This is a genomic window from Vreelandella lionensis (assembly GCF_002087295.1).
GTDB lineage: Bacteria > Pseudomonadota > Gammaproteobacteria > Pseudomonadales > Halomonadaceae > Vreelandella > Vreelandella lionensis.
Window position 1 is genome coordinate 1 of record NZ_MWVI01000035.1, and the last position, 25,442, is coordinate 25,442.

General features: G+C 53.7%; 27 protein-coding genes, 1 tRNA gene and 5 pseudogenes. 23 read left to right on the top strand and 10 right to left on the bottom strand.

The features are described from left to right. The 16 genes from B4967_RS04210 to B4967_RS04275 form a co-directional block, all read left to right on the top strand. Nucleotides 1-664: GIY-YIG nuclease family protein (locus tag B4967_RS04210; RefSeq protein WP_192859193.1), on the top strand; the 664-nt coding region annotated here is incomplete at its 5' end. 142 nt (nucleotides 665-806) lie between these two features. Beyond that, on the top strand, nucleotides 807-1,193 hold the full coding sequence (locus B4967_RS04215; RefSeq protein WP_083023787.1) for a LuxR C-terminal-related transcriptional regulator: 387 nt from the start codon (nucleotides 807-809) through the stop codon (nucleotides 1,191-1,193). After that, on the top strand, nucleotides 1,190-1,465 hold the full coding sequence (locus tag B4967_RS04220) for a hypothetical protein (protein ID WP_083023789.1): 276 nt from the start codon (nucleotides 1,190-1,192) through the stop codon (nucleotides 1,463-1,465). Before B4967_RS04215 ends, B4967_RS04220 begins: the two co-directional genes overlap by 4 nt. Further along, nucleotides 1,462-1,785 (top strand): hypothetical protein, encoded by a 324-nt coding sequence (locus B4967_RS04225; RefSeq protein ID WP_083023791.1) that lies wholly within the window; start codon nucleotides 1,462-1,464, stop codon nucleotides 1,783-1,785. Before B4967_RS04220 ends, B4967_RS04225 begins: the two co-directional genes overlap by 4 nt. A 10-nt stretch (nucleotides 1,786-1,795) precedes the next feature. Next, nucleotides 1,796-2,848, top strand: coding sequence for a hypothetical protein (locus B4967_RS04230; RefSeq protein ID WP_083023793.1), 1,053 nt, complete (start codon nucleotides 1,796-1,798; stop codon nucleotides 2,846-2,848). Then, the gene (locus B4967_RS17735) at nucleotides 2,845-3,159 is read left to right on the top strand and encodes a hypothetical protein (protein ID WP_139794401.1); all 315 of its coding nucleotides are present in this window, start codon (nucleotides 2,845-2,847) and stop codon (nucleotides 3,157-3,159) included. The genes B4967_RS04230 and B4967_RS17735 overlap by 4 nt, the downstream gene beginning before the upstream one ends. Before the next feature lie 94 nt (nucleotides 3,160-3,253). After that, a complete protein-coding gene (locus B4967_RS04235) occupies nucleotides 3,254-3,757 on the top strand; it encodes a hypothetical protein (RefSeq protein WP_083023795.1) in 504 nt (167 codons plus the stop codon). Between the two features lies 1 nt (nucleotide 3,758). Beyond that, complete coding sequence (locus B4967_RS04240) at nucleotides 3,759-4,691, top strand: recombination-associated protein RdgC (protein ID WP_083023796.1); 933 nt, start codon at nucleotides 3,759-3,761, stop codon at nucleotides 4,689-4,691. After that, complete coding sequence (locus B4967_RS04245) at nucleotides 4,688-5,122, top strand: hypothetical protein (RefSeq protein WP_207953573.1); 435 nt, start codon at nucleotides 4,688-4,690, stop codon at nucleotides 5,120-5,122. Before B4967_RS04240 ends, B4967_RS04245 begins: the two co-directional genes overlap by 4 nt. A 10-nt stretch (nucleotides 5,123-5,132) precedes the next feature. Further along, a complete protein-coding gene (locus tag B4967_RS18205) occupies nucleotides 5,133-5,309 on the top strand; it encodes a hypothetical protein (RefSeq protein WP_243470316.1) in 177 nt (58 codons plus the stop codon). Beyond that, on the top strand, nucleotides 5,306-5,569 hold the full coding sequence (locus B4967_RS04250; RefSeq protein WP_083023800.1) for a hypothetical protein: 264 nt from the start codon (nucleotides 5,306-5,308) through the stop codon (nucleotides 5,567-5,569). Before B4967_RS18205 ends, B4967_RS04250 begins: the two co-directional genes overlap by 4 nt. A gap of 85 nt (nucleotides 5,570-5,654) precedes the next feature. Beyond that, nucleotides 5,655-6,023: a hypothetical protein gene (locus B4967_RS04255; RefSeq protein WP_083023802.1), complete on the top strand. Its 369-nt coding sequence runs from the start codon at nucleotides 5,655-5,657 to the stop codon at nucleotides 6,021-6,023. An 8-nt stretch (nucleotides 6,024-6,031) separates the two neighbouring features. Next, the gene (locus B4967_RS04260) at nucleotides 6,032-6,547 is read left to right on the top strand and encodes a hypothetical protein (protein ID WP_083023805.1); all 516 of its coding nucleotides are present in this window, start codon (nucleotides 6,032-6,034) and stop codon (nucleotides 6,545-6,547) included. A 1-nt stretch (nucleotide 6,548) separates the two neighbouring features. Continuing rightward, nucleotides 6,549-6,755 (top strand): excisionase, encoded by a 207-nt coding sequence (locus B4967_RS04265; RefSeq protein ID WP_083023807.1) that lies wholly within the window; start codon nucleotides 6,549-6,551, stop codon nucleotides 6,753-6,755. Between the two features lies 1 nt (nucleotide 6,756). Next, nucleotides 6,757-7,881: a tyrosine-type recombinase/integrase gene (locus B4967_RS04270; protein ID WP_083023809.1), complete on the top strand. Its 1,125-nt coding sequence runs from the start codon at nucleotides 6,757-6,759 to the stop codon at nucleotides 7,879-7,881. A 202-nt stretch (nucleotides 7,882-8,083) separates the two neighbouring features. Then, nucleotides 8,084-8,944 carry an FRG domain-containing protein gene (locus B4967_RS04275; RefSeq protein WP_083023811.1) on the top strand — a complete coding sequence of 287 codons (861 nt, stop codon included), beginning with the start codon at nucleotides 8,084-8,086 and terminating at the stop codon, nucleotides 8,942-8,944. Nucleotides 8,945-9,123: 179 nt separating this feature from the next. Here B4967_RS04275 and B4967_RS04280 read toward each other — a convergent pair. The 4 genes from B4967_RS04280 to B4967_RS20075 all read right to left on the bottom strand — a co-directional run bounded on the left by B4967_RS04280 (nucleotide 9,124) and on the right by B4967_RS20075 (nucleotide 11,273). Continuing rightward, nucleotides 9,124-9,200 (bottom strand) — tRNA-Pro (locus B4967_RS04280). A gap of 114 nt (nucleotides 9,201-9,314) precedes the next feature. Next, on the bottom strand, nucleotides 9,315-10,127 hold the full coding sequence (locus B4967_RS04285; RefSeq protein ID WP_083023812.1) for an inositol monophosphatase family protein: 813 nt from the start codon (nucleotides 10,125-10,127) through the stop codon (nucleotides 9,315-9,317). A gap of 65 nt (nucleotides 10,128-10,192) precedes the next feature. Further along, nucleotides 10,193-10,624, bottom strand: coding sequence for an anti-virulence regulator CigR family protein (locus B4967_RS04290; protein ID WP_083023814.1), 432 nt, complete (start codon nucleotides 10,622-10,624; stop codon nucleotides 10,193-10,195). Between the two features lie 124 nt (nucleotides 10,625-10,748). Further along, a complete protein-coding gene (locus B4967_RS20075; RefSeq protein WP_139794403.1) occupies nucleotides 10,749-11,273 on the bottom strand; it encodes a pilin in 525 nt (174 codons plus the stop codon). Between the two features lie 231 nt (nucleotides 11,274-11,504). On the opposite strand from B4967_RS20075, the gene pilB reads away from it, so the two are divergent. From pilB to B4967_RS04325, 6 genes and pseudogenes are all read left to right on the top strand, one after another. Then, on the top strand, nucleotides 11,505-13,262 hold the full coding sequence (gene pilB / locus B4967_RS04300; protein WP_083023818.1) for a type IV-A pilus assembly ATPase PilB: 1,758 nt from the start codon (nucleotides 11,505-11,507) through the stop codon (nucleotides 13,260-13,262). An 8-nt stretch (nucleotides 13,263-13,270) separates the two neighbouring features. Beyond that, nucleotides 13,271-14,500, top strand: a pseudogene (locus tag B4967_RS04305) (type II secretion system F family protein). Between the two features lie 29 nt (nucleotides 14,501-14,529). After that, nucleotides 14,530-15,375: a prepilin peptidase gene (locus tag B4967_RS04310; RefSeq protein WP_083023820.1), complete on the top strand. Its 846-nt coding sequence runs from the start codon at nucleotides 14,530-14,532 to the stop codon at nucleotides 15,373-15,375. Nucleotides 15,376-15,418: 43 nt separating this feature from the next. Beyond that, a complete protein-coding gene (gene coaE, locus B4967_RS04315) occupies nucleotides 15,419-16,018 on the top strand; it encodes a dephospho-CoA kinase (RefSeq protein ID WP_083023821.1) in 600 nt (199 codons plus the stop codon). 11 nt (nucleotides 16,019-16,029) lie between these two features. Beyond that, nucleotides 16,030-16,263 carry a DNA gyrase inhibitor YacG gene (yacG, locus tag B4967_RS04320; RefSeq protein ID WP_083023823.1) on the top strand — a complete coding sequence of 78 codons (234 nt, stop codon included), beginning with the start codon at nucleotides 16,030-16,032 and terminating at the stop codon, nucleotides 16,261-16,263. Nucleotides 16,264-16,278: 15 nt separating this feature from the next. Further along, nucleotides 16,279-17,147, top strand: a pseudogene (locus tag B4967_RS04325) (DNA replication terminus site-binding protein). Here the strand turns inward: B4967_RS04325 and B4967_RS04330 are convergent. Next, nucleotides 17,144-17,488 carry a hypothetical protein gene (locus B4967_RS04330; RefSeq protein WP_054641180.1) on the bottom strand — a complete coding sequence of 115 codons (345 nt, stop codon included), beginning with the start codon at nucleotides 17,486-17,488 and terminating at the stop codon, nucleotides 17,144-17,146. The pseudogene B4967_RS04325 and the gene B4967_RS04330 sit on opposite strands and share 4 nt — an antisense overlap. A gap of 383 nt (nucleotides 17,489-17,871) precedes the next feature. Here B4967_RS04330 and B4967_RS04335 point away from each other — a divergent pair, with 383 nt between their 5' ends. After that, on the top strand, nucleotides 17,872-18,711 hold the full coding sequence (locus tag B4967_RS04335) for a helix-turn-helix transcriptional regulator (protein WP_243470321.1): 840 nt from the start codon (nucleotides 17,872-17,874) through the stop codon (nucleotides 18,709-18,711). Nucleotides 18,712-18,853: 142 nt separating this feature from the next. Here B4967_RS04335 and B4967_RS04340 read toward each other — a convergent pair whose 3' ends face one another. The 5 genes and pseudogenes from B4967_RS04340 to pheA form a co-directional block, all read right to left on the bottom strand. Beyond that, on the bottom strand, nucleotides 18,854-19,228 hold the full coding sequence (locus tag B4967_RS04340; protein ID WP_044627966.1) for a histone-like nucleoid-structuring protein, MvaT/MvaU family: 375 nt from the start codon (nucleotides 19,226-19,228) through the stop codon (nucleotides 18,854-18,856). A 295-nt stretch (nucleotides 19,229-19,523) separates the two neighbouring features. Continuing rightward, on the bottom strand, nucleotides 19,524-21,203 hold the full coding sequence (gene rpsA, locus B4967_RS04345) for a 30S ribosomal protein S1 (RefSeq protein ID WP_083023826.1): 1,680 nt from the start codon (nucleotides 21,201-21,203) through the stop codon (nucleotides 19,524-19,526). A 184-nt stretch (nucleotides 21,204-21,387) separates the two neighbouring features. Next, a pseudogene (gene cmk / locus B4967_RS04350) lies at nucleotides 21,388-22,076 on the bottom strand ((d)CMP kinase). Further along, nucleotides 22,066-24,323 (bottom strand): annotated as a pseudogene (locus B4967_RS04355) (bifunctional prephenate dehydrogenase/3-phosphoshikimate 1-carboxyvinyltransferase). Before B4967_RS04355 ends, cmk begins: the two co-directional pseudogenes overlap by 11 nt. Before the next feature lie 26 nt (nucleotides 24,324-24,349). Beyond that, nucleotides 24,350-25,440: pseudogene (pheA, locus tag B4967_RS04360) on the bottom strand (prephenate dehydratase). Between the last annotated feature and the right edge of the window lie 2 nt (nucleotides 25,441-25,442).

Consider the following 25,442-nt stretch of genomic DNA (forward strand, 5'->3'; position numbering starts at 1 on the left):
TTACTGTCCGGGATTAGTTGACCACTACAAAGAGCAGCGCGCCATCAGAGAACAGATGCGAGAAGAAGAAAAGGCTCGCCGTGACATTGAGAAAGCGCGGAACGAAGCAGAAAAAGAAGAGCGAATGCTTGCTAAAGCCATGGAAGAAGCACGCAAGCAAATGGATAACGCCAGCGAAGCAGAGCGCCTGCAGTTTCAAGAGCGCCTCTACGAGCTAGAGCAACAGCTGGAAGAGGCAGAAGCGCGCGGGCAACGAGCACTTTCCATGGCGCAGCAAACGAAGCGTGGCCATGTATATGTTATTTCTAATATTGGCTCTTTCGGCCAAAATGTTCTAAAAATCGGCATGACTCGACGGTTAGATCCCATGGATCGTGTTAAAGAACTTGGCGATGCTAGCGTTCCCTTCTCATTCGATGTTCATGCCATGATCTACTCAGAAGATGCGCCTAGCTTAGAAAAAGAGCTACACCGTAGGTTTACAGAACACCAAGTCAACCGCATCAATCCTCGCAAAGAGTTTTTCAATATTCCAATTAAGCAGGTGCGCCAAGTCATTGACGAGCAAGGCCATAACGCCCATTGGACCATGAAAGCTGAAGCGCAAGAATATTACGAATCCAGAGCCATTGCAGAAAAAAAGGAGATGCACGCTGTTTCCTGACACCAGCCTATCGCCTAAACAAAACCGCCCATCGAGGCGGTTTTTTTTGTGCCCCATAAAAAATATGAGTTTTCGCATTGACAGATATTATGAGCTTTCGCATACTTCAACGCATAACTTATGAGTTGCAAGGGGAAGCGCAATGCAAATCACACAAGGCAACTGGCAAGCCACCATCAACACAGAACTCGGCAGCTTAGGGCTTACCCGCACCGAGGCGGTGGATCTCATGCTGCTGGCCGCGGGCAACACCTGCAAAGAGATAGCGCGCACCACCGGGCGCTCCCCTGAAACCGTTCGCGGCAGTCTCAAAAAGGGCTATCACAAGCTGGGTGTTTACAAAGCGGCGGGCGCAGTAGCTGAGGCCATGCGCCGCGGCTGGATAGCTCCCCTACTGATCGCCCTGGTCATCAGCGGCCTGAACCCCGATGCCGAAACTCTGCGCCACCGCCCGCCGGTGCGCACGCGCCAGCAAGTCAGCGCCAGCCGCACGTTTTCCCGCCGTGATACCGGGAGCGTGTACGCATGAGCATTCAAGATAAAACCATCAAGCAACTCATTCGTAACCGCGTGCATGACCTCGCTGACATCGTGCTGGATATGCAGGTGCTGCAGCAGCGCTGTGCCGTCATGGTCATCGCCCCCGGCGGCGTGTCGGTGAAAGATGCGCATGACCATGAAGAAGAGACGCTATTTTCCACCTCGCTACCGCCCCTCACCACGCCAGAGCGCGCCTTGAACGGCTTGGAGCAAATGGTGGCTGAACTGCGCGCCTATCAACACAAAGGAGGTGCCCAGTGAGCCCCCAAGCCATTAAGACCCTATGCGCAGCGTTTCTCGTCATCGCGGTGCTGGTGATGGGCTACCTCTCCAAAGGCGAAGCCCAAGAGGAAGCTGATTGGCTCGTGAGCTACTGCACCGACGCGGCGATCTGGGCCGCCGAAGAAGCCAGGGGCGTTCCCCTTTCAGAGCGCACCGGCCAGCCGGACTACAAAGACATTGCGGAAGAACAGTGCCCCGGCATGCAGCCCGCCGCGCCAGCCATCCAACCCCACTACTCCGCCCCGGCACAGCTCGCCATGCCCGAGACCGTGCCTATCCATCAACTGGTTCAGTTTTGAGGTGATGACCATGCCACAGATCAACCGTACAGGAACCGTTTCATTTCACGATGCCAGCATAAACATCTGGGAAGAACCAGAAGGCCGGGTGCTTGGCAATTGGGAACGCCAGTTCAAAAAAGACGTGTTTCTTCGCATGGCTCAGCAGCTGCGGCGGCTAGGGTGGCACACAGAAGTGCCCGCTGACATGGTTGAAACGTATGGCCAGCGCTTGGCTGAAGATCACCGCCATTGCCGTAAAGGCGACCTGCAGGGGCTTTTAGATCTCTCCGGTCGCCACATCGAATTTCAAATGTGGCAAGACGTTGCCAACGTCAGCAACTCCAACGGTGGCCGCTACGACTTTGATAAAGAGCAGCGCATGCCCTACCTGCTGCGCCTCGAAATGCAGCGCACCCGTAACCGCCTACGGTGCTACCTATGCAACGTATTTGCTGGCTATGAGTTTTCTTCGAGCAAAAGTGATGGGCGTAGCGAAAAGCGAGGCCCTGGTGCACTCACTGCCATGCAGTTTGTAGAAGCTTGCTGGGCGTCAAGCTGGCACTTCAAAGGCGACACCAGCACCTATGAGATCAGCGACCACAACCGCAAATCAGCTGACGGCCAGCTAATTGAACATGGTCAGCACGTCTATTTCCCTGACAGTAAAGGCCGTATGTGCACCGGTACGGCTTACTACAACATCAACAACATGTGGTGGGTGGTGAGCGGAAAGTACGGCGTTACCAATGAAGCATCGTTCTACCTATACGCCAATAACCCCGGCAGCCTACGCGACAAGCGCAACGAGCGCCAACGCCGCAAGCGGTTGGAAGGCGAGCTCTCAAAAGCCATCAAGGCCATGGACTTCAAGCGCGCCCAAGTGCTGAAAGAGATCCTGTTCCCCACTGACGAACCCCTTTACCTGATTTGGCACAAAGGCCACTCGGCATGGTTCGCACCCGACTTTAACGGTTACCGCAACAACACAAACGACGCGGGCAAATACACCCGCTCAGAGCTGGGCCGCTACATCGAGGAGAGCGACCTCACCAAGGCAGTGCCCCTTGAGGTGGCCGCGTGATAGTCCGCAACAAGCTCGGCCAGGCCGTGACCGTCGGCAACCGCCGCCGCCACTGCCGGTGCCGGGTATGCGGTGCGCGCCAAGTGAAGGCCAAGCACCCCAGCGATTACGTCCGCCGCCTCCGCTGCAGAAGCTGCGGCAGCGTCGACTCCCTCCGGATCGACAGTTGGGCCGATAAACGCGGGTGGCGGCACCTAACGTGCTACTGCGACGGCTACCACTTCCCGCACCGGATCAAATCGGAGTGGTGCTACCACAACCCCAACTACCCCGCCGAAGACGCGCAGCGAGCGATATACGGCGGCATTTGAGCCAGTCATGACCTTTGATGAACAGTTCGACCGAATCTTTAGACAGCCAGCGCCCGCTAAGGGCAGCGAGAAGCCCAAGCAGGGAGACGCCTAAATGAGCGATTACATCACCACGACTATCGAAGCTCTGGCCAAGCAGGCTTATGACGGGTGGCCAGGGCATGTAGGTGAAGAGCGCGCGTGCGAGCTGCGCGCCTTCATTCCTGATCGGCTTGAGCACTATAGCCAGCACCTGGGAATTGACAAAGAACAACTACTACGCGCTTGGGAAGAGGGTCGCCGCGTGAATACGATTAACCACTACCAGCAGTCTCGCTATCCAAACGTTAATGATGTTCATGTTTTCAAGACGCTGGATGAATTTAAGGCGAGGTTCTCGTCGGGAAAGTTTCGCTGTCCGGCCTGCTCAAAGGAAACCAGCAATCCCTACGAATGCAACAGCGGCCACATCGATAGTAATGGCGAAGCGTGTAATTGGAAGTCTTATGGCTTTCTCGGGACGCTGGGTAAAGGCGTTGAGGTCATCGTACTAGACGATTTTATAAAGACTGGCGCGATTCATAGCATCTTTTCGCCAGTCGAATTAGAGGACGCCTAACATGTGGTTCAAAAACCTACATCTATACCGCCTGCACGGCGTGCAACTGCTCAGCCCTGAGCAAACGGCAGAGCTTTTAGCCGAACATGCCAGCAAGCCGCTAGGCAATGCCGATGCACGCCGTATTGGCTGGGCAGCCCCAGCGGGTCGCAAGGGTGGCGAGCAACTGCTGCACACCCTGCAGAACGATGGCCACCGCCTGATAAGCGCCCTCCGGCAAGAGCGCCTGCTGCCCGCCTCCGTAGTTGCCGAGGAAGTAGACGAGAAAGTCGCGGAGATCGAAGCCACCGAGGCGCGCAAGGTCACGCGCAAAGAGAGAACCGCTCTAAAGGAACAGGTTACCGAGAAGCTGCTACCCCGGGCATTCGTACGCAGCCAGAAGATTGATATGTGGTGGGACACAGAGCGCCAGCTAATCGGTGTAAACACCAGCAGCCGCTCACGCGCTGAAGACGCGCTGGACCTACTGCGCGAAACCCTGGGCAGCCTGAAAGCCACACCGCTGACCAGTCAAACGCTGCCTATTCGCGCCATGACCACGTGGCTGGGTGACACCGCCTCGCGCCCCGCCGATCTCCAGCTAGGCGACAACGTCGAGCTCAAAGCCAAAGGCAACGATGGCGTGGTGCGCGGTCGGCAGGTGGATCTCGATAGCGACGAGATGCAGCAGCTCCTCGAAAGCGGACGCCAAGCCAGCAAACTCGCACTCAGCATCGAGGGCCAGCTTTCGTTCGTGCTTCATGACGACCTGGCGCTGAAGTCTCTCCGCTTCGGTGATGCGCTCATTGAGGAGGCCGACGCCACCGACGATGGCGACGACGCCCTCGCCCGCTTTGAAACCGACTTCATCTTGATGGCGGGCAGCCTGCGCCAGAGTGTAGAGCGCATTCTGGAGTGGCTCGGCGGGGAGGAATCCAAGGGGGATGGCCAATGACGGACTACCTCGCTAACAACGGTAAGCCCTGGTCGCCGGAAGACCTGGCAGCGCTGGCGAAGGTGTATCCGGACACGGATAACGCAACGCTGGCACGCATCTTCCGCCGCAGCCTGAGCAGTATTAAAAACGCAGCGGTGAACAACGAGCTGAAAAAGTCAGCCGCTTACCTGGAAAGGGAAAAACCTGGTCAATTCCGGAGCGGCCACCCCACGTGGAATAAGGGCACGCACTTTCGCCCTCGCGGCAGCGAGAAAGGGCAATTCAAGCCAGGTCACAAGCCGCACACTTGGTTGCCGATTGGCAGCGAGCGCGTCACAAAAGAGGGCTACCCTGCAGCGCAAGCTGAGCGATACCGGCTACCCGCCACGGGATTGGGTGCCGGTCAGCCACATCGAGTGGGAGAAGCATCACGGCAAACCCGTGCCTAAGGGGCACGCCGTGATATTCCGCGACAGCAACAGCCGGAACTTTGCGCCAGCCAACCTGGAGCTGATCAGCCGCGCCGATCTCATGCGCCGTAACAGCTACCTCAACCTGCCCGAGCCGCTGCCGCAAATTGTTCAGCTACGCGGGGCCCTAAACCGGAAGATCAACCGCAGGAGTCAACAGGTATGAAAAACAAGATTGATGACCTACGCAATCACCTGTTTGCCCAGCTTGAGCGACTGGGTGACGAGAGCATCAAAGGGGCTGCGCTGAAAGAAGAGATCCAGCGCGCTAGAGCGGTAAGCGAAGTATCGGCCCAGATTGTGGATACCGCCCGTGCTGAAAATGATCGCCTGAAGATTACGCGTCGGCAACCCGGTACCGACTTTCTCCCCGCCGGTGCGCCGATCGATGAGGAAGGGCTTCCAGTGCTGGGAGGTGGACGGTGAACCACCAGCAGCCCAGCGTTGAGAAGTGCTTCGACGTGATCAATCGGTCTGAGCCGCGGGAAGCCATTCAGGAGGGCATGATGGTATGAGTGCTGCACTTGATGAGCTGTTAGAGGCAAACGCCCGGTACGCTGCTGTTGATACAGGCCTGGCTCCATGCAAGCGCCAGCAGCGAATCGACGCCCTGGCCGCTGAAGACCAGATGATCGATGACGAAATCATTCTAAAGCGTTTTTTTTATTCACCCGTTGGAATCCAAGAGCTTGACCACCTGCTCTCATGCTGGCGGCCCGGTAAGGGTCGCGGCTGGACAGATCAACGAGTTATAGCATCACTCGATAGGCTCATAGCAGCAGGCCTGATTGCAGAAGGTACATGCCTTTCTGGAAAGCAATACGAGCTGACAAAGCTGGCTTATCGGCATTTTTCCGGGCAAGGGAGGAAAGGAGCGTGAGCCTACCAATGACCCAGCAACCCACCCACACCCACCGCGAGCGCGGTGGTAAATACGCTGAGCTACAGCAGCACATGGGCGCAAGCCCGCTCGAGGGTAGCTGGCTGATCATTTACGAGGATCTCGACAAAGGCATTCAGAATGTTACCACGCAGGACGATTGGCTGGACCACTGGCGCCCGCTACTACCCGACGACTGCCCCGTCTGCCTTGGCAGCGGTCACGACCACATCAAGGGCAATAAAGACCGCCCCTGTGGGCACTGCTACGGACTGGGCAAAGTGCGGGCAGACGGTGAAACCACTAACGATATGTGGGAGTTGGCCACGGTGGCCACCGGCATCATCGAGCGCCAACAGGCAGAGCTGAACCGGCTACGGCAGCTTGAGGCTAACCCCGCGATTCGAGCATTACTCGAGCAGCATCAGCAGCAATTGATTGATGACAGTATGGCGCGGCAGGATCAACAGTGGCGCGCAGAACAAGGGTATGGCCCTGGTGGCCAGCGGCACACAGGAGACTGACATGCGAACAGGTAAATTGATGGACTTAGATCAGTGGCGCCGCGCACGGTTCGCCGGTAATCCGCCCGCTCTCACCACGGTGCGCCGCTGGTGCCGCGAAGGTTCGGTACCCGCTAAGAAGATGGGCGGTACCTGGTTTATTGATCTCGACGCCGAACGTCGCCAGACCGGCAACGACCTAGCCGACAGCGTATTGATGGAGGCGTGACATGCCACCACGGCCAAGGAAGCGAAAGAACAAAGGCCTGGAGCCGAACCTGTATGAGAGCAAGGGCTACTATATCTACCGTCGCCCCGACACTGGCACGCGCCACGGGATGGGTAGAGACAAAGCCAAGGCGCAGGACGCGGCGCGCATTCTCAATGCGCGCTTGATGACCGGTGCCGATCTGGTAGCCGAGGTGATGGGCGAAAGCGGTGTCACGCTCAAAGCTGCAGTCACAGCATGGCTGAGCGAATGGGTAGACGCCGACCCTAAGCTGAAGGAGTGGACCAAGAAGGCAAAGCGTGGCCGTGGCCAGCGCCTGATTAAAGATGCAGGCGGTATGCTGCTCGAGCACATCACGACGCGCTGGTGTGCCGAGTACCTGGATGAAAACCACCAGGGCAGCGCGTATGTGCAGTATCGCGCAGTGCTATCGCAGATCTTCCAGTTCGCCCAGACCAAGGGCTGGATAGACACCAACCCGGTCGCGCCAACGCGCACCAACAACCACTATGAGAAGCAGCGCCGGCGTTTGACGGTCGACCAGTTCAAAGCCATGCACGCCCTGGCTCCGGATTGGATGAAGATTGCCATGGAACTCTCGCTACTGTGCCTATTCGGCCGTGCCGAGGTAACCGCCGCTAGATACGACGACATTCGCAACGGCCGCCTCCACTACATACGCCAGAAAACGCGGGACCGCAGCAAGACGGCCTACGTAGCGATCGAGCTTACCCCGGCTATGGAAGACCTGATTCGCAGATCGCGCCTAATTGCGCCTGTCTCCCCTTTTATCGTTCACCGCATGCCCGAACGCATCGCCGATCATAAAGGGAAAGCGCACTGGTCCCAGGTGTCGGGTGACTACCTATCGAGGGAATTTGCCAAGCTGCGCGAGCGTGTACCCAGCATCAAGAGCATGCCCGCTACGGCACAGCCGACCTTCCATGAGATACGGTCGCTAGGCTCACGCTTGCTGGAGTTGAAAGGCACGCCGGTGAACGACATACAGGTGCTCATGGGCCACGCCGACGAAAGCATGACGCAGCACTACCTCGATGGCCACGACACACGGTGGCAACAGTCGAAGGGGAACCCTTATACGATGGAGGCTTTGCTGCAGGGTTAAATCAAATTATTATTGTCTACTTTGACTGAAGAACGATATTCCTTTGATCAATAAGCTTGTTCAGAATAGAAATTAGTTCAAGCTGAACAAGAAGATAATTTTTTCCTAAACCAACACCCAATATACATAAAACAATTAATGTCAACTGGTATAGGTGAAATTTTATTCTAAAAATCATCATAAAAAGCAGGGCTTGATATTCATGTACCAAGAAAAGGCAATCGAAAAAGCGAGAGATCTCATAGACTACCTTTCTCCATTAAACCGAGAACGGTGGCCTCGTGAAGGGTACGTATTCCGTGGTCAACCATGCTCTACGTATAACTTGGTACCAGCTGCTTACCGCCCACAGAGCATACCTTCTACTCGTTCATTACTAGGACGACTAGGCGAACCAAAAGGAGATATTCAGGTTTATTTTGAGGTGATAGTACTTCAAAAATTTCTTGAGGCCTGTGATAGATCTGGCATTCAAGTTATTGGTGATTCAAGAGAGTTGCGAAACCTCCTTGCTGCACCAGACCAATACACCATTGACCCGAAAGCATGGCCACCTGAAATTATCTATCCAGTACTTGCTACTGCACAACACCATGGCATTCCAACCTGTTTGCTGGATTGGACGCGACGATCCTATGTAGCTGCGTATTTTGCAGCATCAGCGGCACTGAAACAGACAAATAGAAAAGATGGGCATCTGGCTGTTTGGGCTCTAAGCATTAATTCACATAGGGCTTGGAAAAAAATATCTTTACTAGAATTGCCTGGAGGAACTAGTGCAAATTTATCGGCGCAAGAGGGGGTTTTTACAGTATCCAGGCTCAATGCAGGTCGCGGGGAAAAACTTGATTATGTTGGATTAGAATATGAGGAGGAAATTTACAAGCATCCCTTCAAAGACCAACCATCACTCCTGAAAATCACGCTACCTATCGATGAGGCTGCTGAGCTCCTATGGCTTTGTGAAGACCTTGGAGTGAAGGGATCTGTATTATTTCCAGGCTATGAGGGTGTTGCCAGAGAAGTCATAGACTTCGCCTATGGACATGCAACTAATGATTAACAGCATCTACATATGCGGCATATGTAGATGACTCGTATGGGCTATCAGTGGGATGCGCCACGTCTCATGCTAGAAAAGACTATGTAGAGTTTTTCGAAAATATTTCGAAAATTTTTCGACACAAACAAAAACCGCCGCTCGGTATGATCCGTAAGCGGCGGTTTTTGTTATAATTTCTTTGGTCGGAGTGACAGGATTCGAACCTGCGACCTTTGCAACCCCATTGCAACGCGCTACCAAGCTGCGCCACACTCCGATGTCTGTTTGGCATTTGCCTCAAGACGGTGCGTATACTAGCGCTTTATTAGCCAAATGAAAAGCTCTTTTTGCGCTTTCTTTTCAAATGCTTGCCGTTTCGCCTGCCAACCGGCTAGCTGCTGGCTTCAATCAGCATCGTGGCCATGGCGTCATATACCTTTGGCGCAGTGACCAACAGCTGCTCTGGAAAGAGGTCGGCAGGTATGTCGGCGGGCACATCCACTAGATGCCCTACACGCGCACCAGCTTCCCGGGCGATAACCCAGCCCGCTACAAAATCCCAGGGCGAAACTGTTTCATAGTAGGCATCTAACCGCCCGCAGGCGACATCACAAATATCTAAGGCCGCTGAGCCATTGCGGCGTACGTCTTGGCAGTGGGTCAACGTAGCTTCCAAACGGCGCAGCAGGTGCTTCCGTGCTGTTTTATCATAAGGGAAGCCAGTGCCTACCAAGGTGCTTTCCAGCGAATCCGCACCGCTTGGTGTAATCGGCTGCTGATTACAAAACGCCCCTAAGCCCTGAGCAGCACTAAAGGTATCATTTAGAAATGGCGCATGAACCACTCCCACTTTTCCTACCCCCTGCTCAATCCAGCCAATAGAAACTGCCACATGGCGCAGGCCTTGAGCAAAGTTCACCGTGCCATCGATAGGGTCAACCACCCATAGCTGTTCGGCGGGGTTGTGTAGCGCTTCTTCTGGGCTTAGCTCTTCGCTTAAGCGCGCCTCACCGGGGAAGTGCTCTTCCAAACGCTGGCTAATCAGCTTATCGACGGCAACATCCACATCGGTCACGAGCTCAATGCCCGCCTTTAAACGCTGGCTAAAAGTTTGCTGTTCGCGGGCATCACGAATCATCTGCCCGGCCTCTTCCGCAATCGCCATTGCCAGCGCTAGGCGCTCTTCTAGAGGGATGTTAGCCATAAGTGCTCCTGTTCATTGGATAAATTCCACCATTCACCCAGCATAAACGCTGCACTTTTCGGGGGCTAGCGCAAAGCGTCTACCAGCACGTCTACAACCACCCTGGTAGCCGCTTCAATCAAGACCACATCCGCCCATACACGCTCCCACTCGTAGCCGGGATAACGAGGCAGCTCACGGGCAATCGGCCCATCAAAGTGTTTAGCAATGCCTGGAGGAAGCGGTTTACCGCGCTCTAATCGGCGCTGGATGCCTGGCGGCAGCGGCTCAGCGCGGGGGGCATCGTACTGGCGCAACAGGCTAAGTAGCTCACGTTCATTAATACGCGGCAAATCGACATATCGGTGGTCGCGCTCATACTGGTGGCGCTGTTCATGATGATGCTTGGCATTACCGTGGTCTCGCGCACCGTGAGCAGGCGCATGGGCAGGCTGTGCGGAAGCGGCTGTATGCCAAAACAGAGTGGCGAGTAAAACGCCTAAGGTGAAGGGTCTCATAACTGGCTCCTTCAAGGCATTTAATCTATCTAGGAGCTTTGAGTGTATAAGGCAAATACGCAGGGAGTGTGGAAATAAAAAACAGCCGCATAGTCAGCGGCTGTTTTAAGCAAACAAATATTAATTACTCTTGTTCTGTATCTTCTTGACAGCCACGCGGACGAATATTGTCTTCAATAGTGGCTGCACAAGTCCAGCCACCATTAGCAGTACGAGTTACAGCCATAGTGTTAGAAGCGGATGTATCACCCGCTCCATCCGTTCCACTGGTTGCAGCAGCACCAATAGAACCAAAGTTAAAAGTTATTGTCGGCATAGTCGTATCCAGGCCTGTGTATGTAACAGTATTCCCACCGCTCAACTCCTCTTCGTCAAAGCCTACATAAGTTTCAAAAGCATCATTGCCATCAGTAGCATCAAACTCCTCATCGGGATCAACTCCAGAAGCCAAAGCGGCGTCAAAACCAGTCTGAAGTGAGCTTAGAGTGGAGTATGCCGATGTTGCCTCTGCTCGTTGTGTATACGTTTGGTATTGAGGCACAGCTACAGCGGAAAGAATACCGATGATCGCAATTACAATCAGCAGCTCGATGAGGGTAAAGCCCTGCTGCTTGAAGCGGCGGGGTTGGTTAGGTTGAGTAGTTTGCATTGCGAGGTTCCCTTGCGGTGGTGAGGGTATGAGTATGCTAGGATTCACTAAACCGTCGCCTAACATACGGCTTACAGTAGCTTACGAACCCGGCTATGGCAACCAGCTTTCTCATCCGTTTAGAGCCTCTGTAGCAGCCTATTTCATCGGTTAGCCTAGAGGTGGCTAGTACCTCATATAGGGTAAATATGGTACAACACTCAGCATATATGCCTAGCCACCGAGTCAGCTATGAGCCAAATCACCCCGGAGTCCACCCTTAGCCATGCGGCCCACCATGGGGGGCTGCGCGGTATTGCCAAACGGCTGGTCAAGCACGGCCTGCTAACCGATGCCCAGGCGACCGTTGCGGAAAGCACGGCTGCGGATTTAGAAATTTCGCTTCTACAGCATGTGGTGGATAGCGGGCTAGTTGAGTCCAATGCAGCGGCCGTTGCAGCGGCCTGGGAGTATGGCCTACCTGTCATTGATCTGGAAGCTATCCGTGTTAACGCCCTACCACCTGCTAATGACTACCCCGTAAAAATTCTACAACGGCTGGATATTCTTCCCCTTGCTCGGCATGGACACCGGCTTACCGTGGCCGTGCCCTACCCAGCCACCTTAACACAGCTGGATGAACTACAGTTTGCCACCGGCCTAAGTGTAGATGGCGTACTAGCACCCGCTGATCAGCTTCGTAACACTTTAATCCAGTATCTCGCGCAAAATGAGCGCAGCATGCTTGAGGAACTGGAAAACGTTGATGATGCGGTCAGTGGGCTTAATATCATCCAAAACGCGGATGGCGATGAAGTTGCCCTGGATAAAGCCGAGCAAAACAGCGAAGACGCCCCCGTTGTTAAATTTGTCAATAAAATCCTCCTAGATGCCATTAGTCGAGGGGCATCGGATATTCACTTTGAGCCTTACAAAACCCAATTCCGTGTACGCTTTCGTGTCGATGGCTTGTTGGTAGAGTTTGCTCGCCCGCCGTTTGCCCTAAGAGACCGTCTTGCCGCGCGTTTGAAGATTATGCCCCGGCTAGATCTCTCCGAACGACGCCTGCCACAAGACGGCGCGCTCAAGCTGCAGCTCTCACGAACCCGTTCGATTGATTTCCGTGTCAACTCATTGCCTACGGTATGGGGTGAGAAAATCGTTCTGCGAATATTGGACCCCACATCCGCACAACTGGGTATTGACCAGCTTGGTTTTAGCCCTCAACAGCAAACTGCTTATGAGAACGCGCTTAAAAAGCCCCAAGGCATGATTTTGGTGACTGGACCAACCGGCAGTGGTAAAACCGTCACTCTGTATACCGGCATCAATATTCTCAACCAAACCCAGCGCAATATCTGCACGGCTGAAGACCCGGTAGAAATTAAAGTTTCAGGCATTAACCAAGTCAACGTACTCCCCAAAATTGGCCTCGACTTCGCCAGCGCTCTCCGTGCTTTTTTGCGCCAAGACCCTGATGTTGTGATGGTAGGCGAAATTCGTGATTTAGAAACCGCTGAGATCGCCGTAAAAGCGGCTCAAACTGGCCACTTGGTGCTTTCAACCGTGCACACTAACTCGGCGGCGGAAACGCTAACACGCCTTGCCAATATGGGGGTCGCTACTTACAACATTGCCAGCTCAGTCAGCTTAATTATTGCTCAGCGACTAGCCCGTAAATTGTGTCATCAGTGCAAAACGCCCGCTGAGATTCCTGTCGAGGCACTGCGTAAAGCAGGCTTCAACCAGCAAGATATTCGCGATGCCACTATTTATAAGGCGGTTGGTTGTAAGCAATGTACTCAGGGTTATAAAGGGCGGCTTGGCATTTATGAAGTAATGCCGATTACCGACGAGATGCGCCAACTGATTATGCGCGATGGCAATGCCATTGAAATCGACCAGCAAGCGCGCCGGGAAGGCTACCCTAGCCTTTACCAAAGCTGCCTAAGCCGCGTTCTTGATGGCAGCACATGTCTAGATGAAGTTAACCGAATCAGTAAGGAGTAACCCAGCGAATGGCTAGAGCCAAAGCACGCCGCGCCAAGCCCGCTCCGCTGCACCGCTGGAAGTGGGCTGGTAAAGGCCCCCAAGATAGGCCTATGCGTGGCGAACTCATCGGCCGTACCAAGGCGGATATTGTAGAGCAGCTCGCCAAACAGCGTATTGTTGCTAGCAAAGTCCAAAAGCGCAGCAGCTTCAGCGGCCGAGGCAAGGTCACCAATGTCGATATCATGGTCTTTGCTCGCCAAATGGCCACCATGGTACGAGCGGGCATTCCTATCTTGCAGGCGCTGCAGGCCGTTTCAGAAAGCCTAAAAAAACCAGCGATGGTGGCGCTAACACAGCAAATTATGGAGGACGTCTCTTCGGGTGATAGCCTTTCTGGGGCCATGGCCAAACACCCCAGACAGTTCGATCGACTATTTGTAAACTTAGTCGATGCAGGCGAACAGGCTGGCGCGCTCGACCAAATGCTGGAGCGTATTGCCAGCTACAAAGAGAAAGTGGAGTCGCTTAAAAATCGAGTGAAAAAAGCACTTTGGTAACCGACCTCCGTTATGGCTATTGGTATTGGGGTCACTATGCTGCTGTTAATCAAGGTAGTGCCAGAGTTCGAGAGTATGTTCCAGGGTTTTGGTGCTGAGCTACCCGCCCTTACTCAGTTTACCGTTAACCTTTCTGAGATGGCGCAGCAGTATTGGCTCCATGCCCTCGGCGCGTTAGTGGGAAGCATCATGCTTTTAAAAGCCGCTGCGCGGCGCTCGCCTAAGGTCGCTTATCGGCTAGATGGTTTGCTGCTTAAGCTACCCATCATTGGCGATATCATGCATAAGTCAGCCGTCTCCCGCTTCACTCGTACCCTAGCGACAACCTTTGCCTCTGGTGTGCCGTTGGTTGAAGGTTTGGAAACTGCCGCTGGTGCTGCGGATAACCGTGTGTACAGCAAAGCAATCAATGAAGTGCGCCAAGATGTCACTACGGGCCAACAGCTCCACTTCGCCATGCGCATGACCAACCGATTCCCTGCATTGGCTGTACAAATGGTGAGCATTGGCGAAGAAGCGGGCTCGCTAGATGCCATGCTTAACCGCGTGGCTGACTATTATGAAGAAGAAGTAGATAACAAAGTGGATGCGCTAACCTCACTTATGGAGCCAATTATTATTGTGGTACTCGGTTTCCTGGTGGGTGGCGTTGTCGTTTCAATGTACCTGCCGATATTTGAAATTGGTACGGCGCTATAACCTAACCTTGAGACTCAATTAGGAGCACCATGGGCTTACCGCCAACATTTTTGTATGTGTCTGCATTGGTGATAGGCCTTTGCTTAGGCAGTTTTTTAAACGTCGTGATCACTCGCTTACCCGTTATGCTGATGCGCCAGTGGCGCAACGAGGCGCTGGAGTCGCTTGAGCAACCCACGGAGCCTGCACCGCGTTTTAACCTCGCTTACCCACCCTCTATGTGCCCAAGCTGCGAACATGCCATTGCCTGGCACGACAATCTACCACTAGTAGGTTGGTTAAAGCGTCGCGGCCGCTGCGCCCACTGCCAAACCCGCATCAGCCCCCAATACCCAGTTGTAGAGTTAATGGGTGGAGTGCTTGCTGTAGCCGTCTTGGCACTGCACGGTCCTAGCGTAGCTAGCCTGTTCATCTACGGTGCATGTCTGGCGCTGCTAGCCTTAACTGTGATAGATCTACGCACTTATTTGCTGCCCGACATTATTACCCTACCGCTATTATGGGCGGGCCTACTCTACCAACTACTCTTTCAGCCGGTGATGCTGCCTAGCGCAGTATGGGGAGCGATGGCTGGCTATCTCGTATTGTGGAGCTTTTATTGGCTCTTTAAATTGGTAACTGGCAAAGAGGGAATGGGCTTTGGCGACTTCAAACTGCTAGCCGCCTTAGGCGCTTGGCTTGGTTGGAGCATGCTACCGCTACTACTGATTGTTTCGGCAGGCATAGGCGCTATTTGTGGGCTAGTAGCCCAAGCACTATCACCCCGCTTACGCGGGCAGCCTCTCCCCTTTGGGCCATTTTTAGCGCTGGCTGGATGGATAGGGCTACTGGTGGGCGATGAGCTGATGGCACTTTATCTGGCGCTCATCTATTAATCAGTCTGCTACCTTTGTTTTTGATAGCCTTTAAAGGAATCACATGATTATTGGTGTCACTGGCGGTATCGGGTCAGGAAAATCCACCGTTGCCCGCGCTTTTGGAGACCTTGGAGCGGGCTGGGTGGATGCCGATGACGTTGCTCGTGAAGTCGTAGCACCAGGTGAGCCTGCTCTAGCGGCAATTACCGAGCGCTTCGGTGAGCAGGTTATTAATGAAGATGGGAGCCTTAATCGGGCTGCGTTGCGCCAAATTGTGTTTGATGACCCTACTCAGCGCGCGTGGCTTGAATCCGTTACTCATCCTCGCATTCGCGAGCGTTTACTTGCACACCTTGAGCGCTTGAGCGCAACATCGCCCTATGTGCTATTGGTATCGCCGTTACTGTTTGAATCAGGACAGGATGCCTTGGTGAACCGTACATTGGTGGTTGATGTTCCAGAACACGAGCAAATCTCCCGGACACTGGCGCGGGATAAGGTGAGCGAAACGCAAGTGCGTGCTATCCTCGCCGCCCAATTGCCTCGAGACGAACGCCTCTCACGTGCAGACGATGTCATTGATAACAGTCAGGGCCTCGACTTCACTCGGCAACAAGTAAGTACGCTAGATCAGCGTTACCGAAACAGCAAAACATCATAAAGGAGCCCACCATGCCCATTCCCGCTAATGATGCACCGCTGGAAGTAGATTGCCCACAGTGCGGCAAACGGGTGCCCTGGGCCCCCGAAAGCCATTACCGCCCTTTCTGCAGTAAGCGCTGCCAACTGCTAGATTTAGGTGCCTGGGCAGAAGAGTCCCACCGTATTTCAGGTGAATCCGCTATGGACGAAGCAGATATTGAAACCCTGCTAGCTCAGGCCGACAAAGATGCTCCGCTCTCTTAACACAGCGTACCGCTAATGACCGACACCTCGCGCCCGCTTTATCGCTTACTCCATGAGTTAGATGATCATTTTGATCAACTCATTAACACCATTCATCATGCCGCTACGTTATATGAAGCGAAAACGCCCGCTACCTGGCGTTTTGATGGGTTAAGCAATGCGGGGTGGCTACGGGCCGCATTGCTGGATATGTGGCATCAGCAGAATCAAGACGGCCGTGAGACTCGCAACTACATCGCTCTTATTGCCGCTGACGATACACTTATATCAGCATTCCAAGAGGTCAATGCTGCCAAAAAGGCGATAAGCGAGCTGCTCCAACGAATCAAACAAAGCCACCCTAACGCACTCAGCGAAGCCAAACACCGCCTTCCACAGCGCCACCCTGAAGTAGAAACAGTGCTTCGCCAGGGCGGCCTTGCTAGGCTGCATTTAAAACAGTGCTGGCGACAGCTACCTATTGCAGAAGCACCTGTCGCAAGAGTTCGGTTCGCTTGGTACAGCAGCGGGCGCTCTATCAAGCGCATCACAGTTCAGGAGGCTGAGCAGAAACTACTGCAGTTAGATACCGACTCGCCACATATCCGCATTCAGCTACGTAGACTAGCGGGAATACCAAGCAGCGAACCGCTAGCACAGGTACAAAACCAAGCCCCGCTCATGCGCGGCAACCTGTTTTTTACAGAACCACTAGAAGACGGCCATCCCCGGCGCGCATTAAATATTGCCATGCCGCTTATTGTTCCCGCCCCTGAAAATCGCTTGCCACATATAAAATGCCGCCCCTAGAGCCGCCCGCGCAGCGTACGCGGGCAAAGCGTCGGGATGAAAAGCTGGAGAGTGACGTATTTCTACCCAGCTTGCGGGTATATCGCTACCGTTAGTGCCCACTGTCACTTTGGGCGGGCATGCGATCCATCTCCCATAGGCCGTAGGCCAATAGCGTCTGTATCAGTTCGCTTACCCCACCCTCTGATAAATCATACTCCTTCAGCAAGGCCTTTAAGCGCTGGCTGAACAGCAGATCCTGTTCCTTCTGCCGCTCAGCCTGATCATCAGCCTCGAGCGCCGCTAAAGAGCGTACAGGGGGCCCTGTTGGAATATCAAAGTCACTATCAGGATCTTCCAACTGACGCAATGCTTGCGCAAAGGCGTCATCCAGCTCACGAAACTTACGCAGCTTTTCACGCTCATCCAGTTGTTTTTGAACCTTTTGATATTTCATCGATGTTTCATTTACACCTTACTTGGGATGGTCGATATGTCTGCAAAACAGACTTTATTTACAAAAAAACTGTGCACAAACGCGTAAACTCCCATAGCAAACTTGCCTTTGCTTCAGCTTAGCAGCATAAAGACACCATCGTGATGAAGCCACTAATCGGTAATAATGATTATCCGGCTATCTATCGAACGTCAAACGCATCACGTTCCATCACGAGCCATGGATGGCCGCTCTGTAGATAACACTCAAACACTGGTGGCAACGATAAAAGTCATGGACCACCAGGTTACCAGCAACAACAAGCACCGGGAGGGTGCATTACAGGCAAGCTATCAACTGACCTGTATGACTCACGCATGGGAGGCCAGATAATGTTCAATGCAATGTCGCGAGCTGAGATCTGGCTACAGGACACGCTTGATCAATCGCTAAGTATAGAAGACCTTGCTAATCACTTGGGATATTCAGCGTCACAGATACGGCGGCAATTTCGTCACTGCTTCAACACCTCTCCTAGCGCTTATCGTGAGCAGAGGCGCTTAGAGCGAGCAGCGGTCTTGCTATCGCTTACCCCACAAAATATAGCGCATATTGCCATGCGCTGCGGGTATGCAAACCATTCATCGTTTTCGCGCGCATTTCAGCGGCGCTATCAGCTGACGCCTAGGCATTATCGCCAATCTTTTAGCAGCATGCGCCACCTAGCGTTACCTGTAAAACAGTTTACCACTACTATCGAAAAGAGCCGTCCACGCCAGGCTGTTTTTACGCGTGTCTATAAAGCTCCAAATGCTATCTCTGGCCTAGGCAATATGTCGCACCATGCTAACCACCTCCCCTGCTTTGTGGCTCAACTGGGGCATGCGACACCTACAGTAGCGCTACCTGACCTGCTCGCAGACAAAGTTGACGCCCTTGAGGCAGGCGCTAAGGTACGCAAGTCAAGAACTGACATTGGTCTCTATTTAGCCCACACAGCAAATACAGAAAATTTAGCCCTACCAGTTGCTTACCGGCGCATTGAAATTCCTGCACAACACTATGCAAAAACCTGCTTTGATGATTTTGATGAGCTATCAGATGCATTGACATCAACGCTACTGCAGCTGCTCAATCAACAGCATCGCTTTCACATTAGTGGAGAATCCCCACGGATTTTATGGCACCCCGATCACTTAGAGCTGCGGGTGCCACTACTGAGAGAAGCAACGCACACCTATTGAACTGGTTGATGCTGAACTAGTGGCCGACTAGTCCGCAGTGCCAAACCCTGCTGACTTCCAAGCCAGTCTTCTAGGTCGCTGCTGGAAACTAACCCTCTAAAAACAAAACCGGCATTTCTATTAGAAATGCCGGTTAAACTACTTAGTCTTCCATGCGTACGAGCCAGGACTCGACAGCTTCATCACCATGCTCATCTTTCCAGCTACGCAGACCTTTATGGTTCCCACCACGGGTTTCAATCACTTCACCAGTATGCGGGTTCTTATAGATCTTTAAACGACGCTTACGGCGAGTAGAGGCGGCTGGAGCTGCTTTGGCACTGCGCTGATCAGTAGTCGGATCCAAAAGCGCAATTACATCTGCAGGACGCTTACCAAACTCGTTCATCAGTGCTTCAAGTTTAGCTTTAAACTCAAGCTCGCTTTTCAGGCGCTGGTCGCCTTCAAGACGCTGCAGCTCTTCTTGAAGCTGTTTAAGCTGCTGCTCTTTTTGAATGTAGTCGTTTAACAGTGACATAGGAAATCCTTTTAGCTTGGTTTTAACTGCGATGGCATTCAGCTGGGCAACTCAATACCGATTAGTTCAGGATGCGGACACATTATTGCCTTAAATTTTGTAATTGACAACAGTCTAGTTCATTTTGGTCCATTTACTAAACAATTTTACAATCCACAATAGCGCTTTAAAGCCTTTGCTTATTAACCCAATCATCCACTTACTTCTGACTAAGCCAACAAAGAAAAGTGTGTAAAATTTTGCAAAAAAAACGCCGCCCTTTTGGGCGGCGCTTTAGTAGGAAAAAACTAATAATTTAGTCTTGACCCATCTGCTGCTTGATCAGATCACCGATAGTGGTCGGGCCACCTGCTGCTTCCGGCTCTTGGTCACGCCGTTTCTTCAGGTTCTGACGAGTGTCGTCTTGCTCTTTCGCTTTCACCGACAGATTGATCTGACGGCTCTTACGATCGACGCTGACAATACGCGCTTCAACGCTGTCGCCTTCGTTCAGCACATTGCGTGCATCTTCAACGCGGTCTGCGCTAATTTCAGACGCTTTAAGAATGGCAATAACGTCAGTTGCCAGCTCAACGTGTGCTTCTTTAGCGTCAACTTCTACGACGCGTCCAGTAACGATGCTGCCTTTATCATTCACTGACAGGTACTCAGCAACCGGATCGGAATCCATTTGCTTGATACCCAGGGAGATGCGCTCACGCTCCGGGTCGATAGACAGAATAACGGCTTCTGCTTCGTCGCCTTTCTTGAAGTTGCGAACGGCTTCTTCGCCTGTTTCTGTCCAGGAGATGTCGGACAGGTGAACCAGACCGTCGATACCGCCTTCAAGGCCGATGAAGATACCGAAGTCAGTGATTGACTTGATGGTACCGGAAACACGGTCGCCCTTGTTGTATTCAGCGTTGAACGTTTCCCACGGATTAGCAGTGCACTGCTTGATACCCAGAGAAATACGACGACGCTCTTCATCTATATCAAGAACCATCACGTCAACATCATCGCCCACTTGAACGACTTTAGACGGATGAATGTTCTTGTTGGTCCAGTCCATTTCAGACACGTGAACCAGACCTTCAACGCCTTCTTCCAGCTCAGCAAAGCAGCCGTAATCGGTCAGATTAGTGACCACAGCGTGCACTTTCATGCCTTCCGGGTAACGCTCTTTGATGTTGACCCACGGATCTTCGCCCAGCTGCTTCAGACCCAGTGAAACGCGGTTGCGCTCACGGTCAAACTTCAGCACTTTGACGTTGATCTCGTCGCCAACGGCAACGATTTCAGACGGATGCTTGATACGCTTCCAAGCCATATCAGTGATGTGCAGCAGGCCGTCAAAGACGCCCAGATCAACGAAGGCGCCGTAATCAGTCAGGTTCTTAACGATACCCTTGATTTGCTGACCTTCTTGCAGAGTGGCCAGCAGCGCTTCACGCTCAGCACTGTTTTCTGCTTCCAGCACGGCACGACGCGATACAACGACGCTGTTGCGCTTCGGATCAAGCTTGATGACTTTAAAGTCCAGCTCTTTGTTTTCCAGATGCGCAGTGTCGCGAACCGGACGAACGTCAACCAGAGAGCCCGGCAAGAAGGCACGGATAGAGTCGACGTCGACAGTGAAGCCGCCTTTGACTTTACCGTTGATCACGCCCTTGACGATTTCGTCTTTCTCGAAGGCTGCTTCCAGAATCTTCCAAGCTTCTGCGCGCTTGGCTTTTTCACGGGACAGACGCGTTTCACCGAAGCCATCTTCAACGGCTTCCAGTGCAACGTGAACGTCGTCACCGATAGCGATGGTCAGTTCACCATTCTCATCGCGGAATTGTGCCGCAGGGATCTGACCTTCGGATTTCAGACCAGCGTTAACGGTAACCCAGTCACCGTCAATGTCGACAACCTGAGCCGAGACGATAGCGCCTGGCTCCATGTTGATGTCGTTAATAGACTGTTCAAACAGTTCAGCAAAGCTTTCGCTCATGGTTTTCCTACGTGATCAACGTTGTTGAGGCATAACTGCCTTCTCCGTACCACCAGCGAGTACGGGCCTAATGTCACTCTGCTTTTGGAGGCGTTAGCGCTGGTTAGACCTGACCGGGCTCACTGATATGGAGTTATCGCCCTGCCACGTCGTGACACCTTTCCAAAAACGCCGCAAGGGAGAATCAAATGCCGTTAGACATGCCGCGTTGGGCAAGCAGTTCGGTCAGCCGATCAACCACTTCCTGTATGCTCAGGCGCGTGGTATCAAGCGTAATGGCATCATCTGCCGGCTTGAGAGGAGCCACACTGCGCTGCGTATCGCGTGCATCGCGTGCCTGAATCTCCTTTAAAAGACTCGACAGACTAGCATCCACCCCTGCTTCCTGCAACTGTAGATGCCTTCTGCGAGCCCGTTCTTCAGCGCTGGCGGTGAGAAAAACCTTCAACGGCGCCTCGGGAAATACGACAGTTCCCATATCGCGGCCGTCTGCCACCAGCCCAGGTAATTGGCAAAAATCTCGCTGGCGCTGAAGTAGTGCTGCGCGCACACTAGGCAGTGCTGCGACCTGAGAAGCAAGTTCACCCGCTTGCTCGGTACGAATCACCTGCCCAACGTCTTCGCCCTCTAACAGGGTGCAAGGCTGACCATCTACCACAGGAAAGGCAACATCTAACTCAGTGGCAATCGCTGCCAGTGCCGCCTCATCATCTAGGGCGATATGATGCTTGACAGCCGCCTGGGCCGTAAGACGATAAAGTGCCCCACTGTCTATAGGTGCCAACCTAAACGCTCGGCCACGAGGCTGCTAATCGTGCCTTTACCGGCACCGCCGGGGCCATCGATTGTCAGCACAGGTACCTTAGACGCCATTGGCACCCTCCACACTAACGCCCATGCCGATGCGCTGCGCCAGCGCGACAAAGTCGGGGAACGAGGTAGCGACATTCGCACAGTCGTCAATAACAATCTCGTCGCTTGCACGCAGTGACGCAATGGCAAACGCCATAGCAATACGGTGGTCACCCAAGCTATCGATACGGCCGCCGCCATAGCTCGGCACGCTGTCGTTGCCGTTACCGATAATATCGATACCGTCTTCCACCACCGTATGCTCAACGCCAAGCACCGCAAGGCCATCGGCCATGGCCTGGATACGGTCGGACTCTTTCACCCGCAGCTCTTCCGCGCCGCGCAGGCGCGTCGTGCCATGAGCATTGGCCGCCGCGATAAATAGCGCCGGGAACTCATCTATAGCCAGCGGCACTTGATCGACGGGAATATCAATACCTTTTAGGGGCGCGTAACGAATACGAATATCCGCCACTGGCTCGCCACCCACTTCACGCTCGTTTTCAAGCGTTAAGTCGGCGCCCATCAATTTCAAAATATTGATCACGCCAATGCGGGTTGGATTGATACCTACATGCTCTAACGTGATATCCGAGCCCGGCGTAATGGCCGCCGCGACGAGGAAAAACGTGGCGGAAGAGATATCGGAAGGCACGTCAATCGGCCCTGCCGTCAGCTTACCGCCCCCCTGCAGCCAGCAGGTGTCCCCTTCCCGGGAAACGGGGTAGCCAAAGCCGTTAAGCATACGCTCGGTATGGTCACGGGTAGGAGCTGGCTCGCGCACGCGGGTTTCACCTTCGGCATAGAGCCCAGCAAGCAGCAGGCATGACTTTACCTGCGCGCTGGCCATCGGCATGTCGTAGTGAATACCTTTCAGCGGCGCACCGCCGTGGATCTTTAACGGCGGACGGCCGCCTTCGGCGGTATCGATGGTAGCGCCCATCAGACGCAGCGGATCTGCCACACGCCCCATCGGCCGCTTAGTGAGCGACTCATCACCGGTCAGCTCGCTATCGAAAGATTGGCCCGCCAGCAAACCGGCAAAGAGCCGCATAGCCGTACCGGAGTTGCCTACATAGAGCGCCCTGCGGGCGCTTTCAAACCTTGCATGCCCACACCGTGGATAGTGACTCGCCCCTGGTGCGGCCCCTCAATCGCCACGCCCATTTCACGAAAGGCCTGCAGCGTTGCCAGACTATCTTCACCTTCCAGGAAGCCTTTTACCTCGGTAACACCTTCTGCCAAGGCGCCCAACATAATGGAGCGGTGAGACATGGATTTATCGCCCGGCACGCGAAGACGGCCTTGCGCTTGGCCGCCCGGCTGCACGCGATAAGTCACTTTACCGTGTGGTTGCATATGATATTCCGCCTGATAACTGGTTTTATTCAATAACGTATCAAAATAGTGTCGCGCGTGGCTGGCACGATCAAACGTTGCAATTAGCGCATCGCTATCACCGCTTTCAACGGCGTAACGAAGACGCTTTAACCCTGCTTCAAAGTCGTCTAGTGACGACAGCACCGCTTCTCGGTTGGCGATAAAAATATCCCGCCACATGACCGGGTCGCTGCCTGCAATACGGGTAAAATCACGAAATCCGCCCGCAGCGTAACGAAAAATATCCAGCCGCTCATCCTGACGCGCCAGCGTATCCACTAGAGAGAACGCCAAAAGGTGGGGCAGGTGACTCGTGCGTGCCAGCACCTGAGCGTGGCGCTCGACGCTCATTTGCAAGACTTCTGCACCACCCGCCTGCCAGAGCTTTTCCACGCGTGCTAGTGCATCAGCATCGACGTTAGGTTCGGGCGTCAGAATCACTTTGTGATTGACATAAAGCGACGGATTAGCAGCAGCCACGCCACTTTTTTCTGATCCCGCGATGGGATGCCCCAAGACTATATTGGGTAGCACGCGGCCAAATACTCGTTCAGCACAGTCACGAATAGTAGTTTTTGTACTGCCCACATCGGTGATCACTACATCAACGGAAGCGTTAGGTAGCGCCTGGGCCAACGTGGTCATCACGCTCTCCATGGCCAGCACCGGCACCGCCAATACGACCATGGAAACATCATCAAGCAACTCGCTTAGTTGAGTGCCGCCAGCGTCTACCAGCCCAAGCTCTATGCCTAGCGCTACCTCATCTTTATTGGGATCACAGGCGACGATACGCCCTTGATAGCCGGAGGCACGTAGAGCTGCCGCTAACGAACCGCCAATGAGGCCCAGCCCAACAATTAAGATACGCGATTCATGACACGCCACACGCCCAGCACTTTGTGCTAACACCGTCACAGCACGCCCTGAGGGTAAGAACCCAACACGCGCAATTCAGAAGCGCGCAGGCGCACCTCTTCAAGCACAGCGGCCACACCCGGCTCATCACGATGGCCTTTAAAATCAATAAAGAACACGTAATTCCATACGCCTGTACGCGAAGGGCGAGTCTCGATGCGTGTTAAATCGATTTTGTGGCGATGAAACGGCTCCAACAAATCGTGCAGCGCGCCTGGCTGGTTACGCATGGCCACCACAATGGAGGTTTTGTCTTCGCCTGACATAGGCACATCTTGATTACCAATAATCAAAAAGCGCGTGGAGTTATCCGGGCGGTCTTCGATTTTATCGGCAATGCGCTCTAAGCCGTACAGCTTGGCAGCCATGTCGCCCGCAATCGCCGCGCTGTGCCATTCGGTTTTCACCAATTTAGCCGCTTCAGCGTTGGAAGAGACTGGCACACGCTCCGCATGAGGATAGTGAGCATCTAGCCATTTACGCACTGGCCAAACGACTGGGGGTGCGAGTAGATACGCGAGACTTTGTCTTTGCGCGTTGTTTCGCTAATTAAGAGATGATGGTGAATGCGTAGTACTACCTCACCACAAATCTTGATGGAAGAGTCCATAAAGGTATCGAGCGTGTGGTTCACCACCCCTTCAGTGGAGTTTTCCACCGGCACCACGCCATAGTTCACCGCGCCTGCTTCCACTTCGCGGAACACTTCATCGATAGCTGCCATAGGCAGGCTTACCGCACTTTCGCCAAAATGCTTGAGCGCCGCTTGCTGGGTGAAAGTGCCTTCCGGCCCTAGGTAGGCCACTTTTACCGGCTGCTCCAGCGCGAGGCAGGCCGACATAATCTCGCGGAACAGGCGGGCCATCTCTTCAGCGTCCAGCGGGCCTTTATTAAGCGCCATAATGCGCCGTAACACCTGGGCTTCGCGCTCTGGGCGGTAAAACACGTCATCTTTATCTTGGGCGAGCTTAACGTGCGCCACCTGCTGGGCGCAGCTGGCACGCTCACTGATCAAGCGCAGAATATCGCCATCCAACTGGTCGATACGTTGACGCAAGTCATCTAAATTGATCGGCGTATCGGACATGA

What these genes read in the sequence shown, in the direction of transcription:
- B4967_RS04215 (WP_083023787.1), top strand. Translation starts at nt 807, where the DNA reads ATGCAAATCACACAAGGCAACTGGCAAGCCACCATCAACACAGAACTC.
- B4967_RS04220 (WP_083023789.1), top strand. Translation starts at nt 1,190, where the DNA reads ATGAGCATTCAAGATAAAACCATCAAGCAACTCATTCGTAACCGCGTG.
- B4967_RS04230 (WP_083023793.1), top strand. Translation starts at nt 1,796, where the DNA reads ATGCCACAGATCAACCGTACAGGAACCGTTTCATTTCACGATGCCAGC.
- B4967_RS04235 (WP_083023795.1), top strand. Translation starts at nt 3,254, where the DNA reads ATGAGCGATTACATCACCACGACTATCGAAGCTCTGGCCAAGCAGGCT.
- B4967_RS04240 (WP_083023796.1), top strand. Translation starts at nt 3,759, where the DNA reads ATGTGGTTCAAAAACCTACATCTATACCGCCTGCACGGCGTGCAACTG.
- B4967_RS04245 (WP_207953573.1), top strand. Translation starts at nt 4,688, where the DNA reads ATGACGGACTACCTCGCTAACAACGGTAAGCCCTGGTCGCCGGAAGAC.
- B4967_RS04250 (WP_083023800.1), top strand. Translation starts at nt 5,306, where the DNA reads ATGAAAAACAAGATTGATGACCTACGCAATCACCTGTTTGCCCAGCTT.
- B4967_RS04255 (WP_083023802.1), top strand. Translation starts at nt 5,655, where the DNA reads ATGAGTGCTGCACTTGATGAGCTGTTAGAGGCAAACGCCCGGTACGCT.
- B4967_RS04260 (WP_083023805.1), top strand. Translation starts at nt 6,032, where the DNA reads ATGACCCAGCAACCCACCCACACCCACCGCGAGCGCGGTGGTAAATAC.
- B4967_RS04265 (WP_083023807.1), top strand. Translation starts at nt 6,549, where the DNA reads ATGCGAACAGGTAAATTGATGGACTTAGATCAGTGGCGCCGCGCACGG.
- B4967_RS04270 (WP_083023809.1), top strand. Translation starts at nt 6,757, where the DNA reads ATGCCACCACGGCCAAGGAAGCGAAAGAACAAAGGCCTGGAGCCGAAC.
- B4967_RS04275 (WP_083023811.1), top strand. Translation starts at nt 8,084, where the DNA reads ATGTACCAAGAAAAGGCAATCGAAAAAGCGAGAGATCTCATAGACTAC.
- B4967_RS04285 (WP_083023812.1), bottom strand. Translation starts at nt 10,127, where the DNA reads ATGGCTAACATCCCTCTAGAAGAGCGCCTAGCGCTGGCAATGGCGATT.
- B4967_RS04290 (WP_083023814.1), bottom strand. Translation starts at nt 10,624, where the DNA reads ATGAGACCCTTCACCTTAGGCGTTTTACTCGCCACTCTGTTTTGGCAT.
- B4967_RS20075 (WP_139794403.1), bottom strand. Translation starts at nt 11,273, where the DNA reads ATGCAAACTACTCAACCTAACCAACCCCGCCGCTTCAAGCAGCAGGGC.
- pilB (WP_083023818.1), top strand. Translation starts at nt 11,505, where the DNA reads ATGAGCCAAATCACCCCGGAGTCCACCCTTAGCCATGCGGCCCACCAT.
- B4967_RS04310 (WP_083023820.1), top strand. Translation starts at nt 14,530, where the DNA reads ATGGGCTTACCGCCAACATTTTTGTATGTGTCTGCATTGGTGATAGGC.
- coaE (WP_083023821.1), top strand. Translation starts at nt 15,419, where the DNA reads ATGATTATTGGTGTCACTGGCGGTATCGGGTCAGGAAAATCCACCGTT.
- yacG (WP_083023823.1), top strand. Translation starts at nt 16,030, where the DNA reads ATGCCCATTCCCGCTAATGATGCACCGCTGGAAGTAGATTGCCCACAG.
- B4967_RS04330 (WP_054641180.1), bottom strand. Translation starts at nt 17,488, where the DNA reads ATGAAATATCAAAAGGTTCAAAAACAACTGGATGAGCGTGAAAAGCTG.
- B4967_RS04335 (WP_243470321.1), top strand. Translation starts at nt 17,872, where the DNA reads ATGTCGCGAGCTGAGATCTGGCTACAGGACACGCTTGATCAATCGCTA.
- B4967_RS04340 (WP_044627966.1), bottom strand. Translation starts at nt 19,228, where the DNA reads ATGTCACTGTTAAACGACTACATTCAAAAAGAGCAGCAGCTTAAACAG.
- rpsA (WP_083023826.1), bottom strand. Translation starts at nt 21,203, where the DNA reads ATGAGCGAAAGCTTTGCTGAACTGTTTGAACAGTCTATTAACGACATC.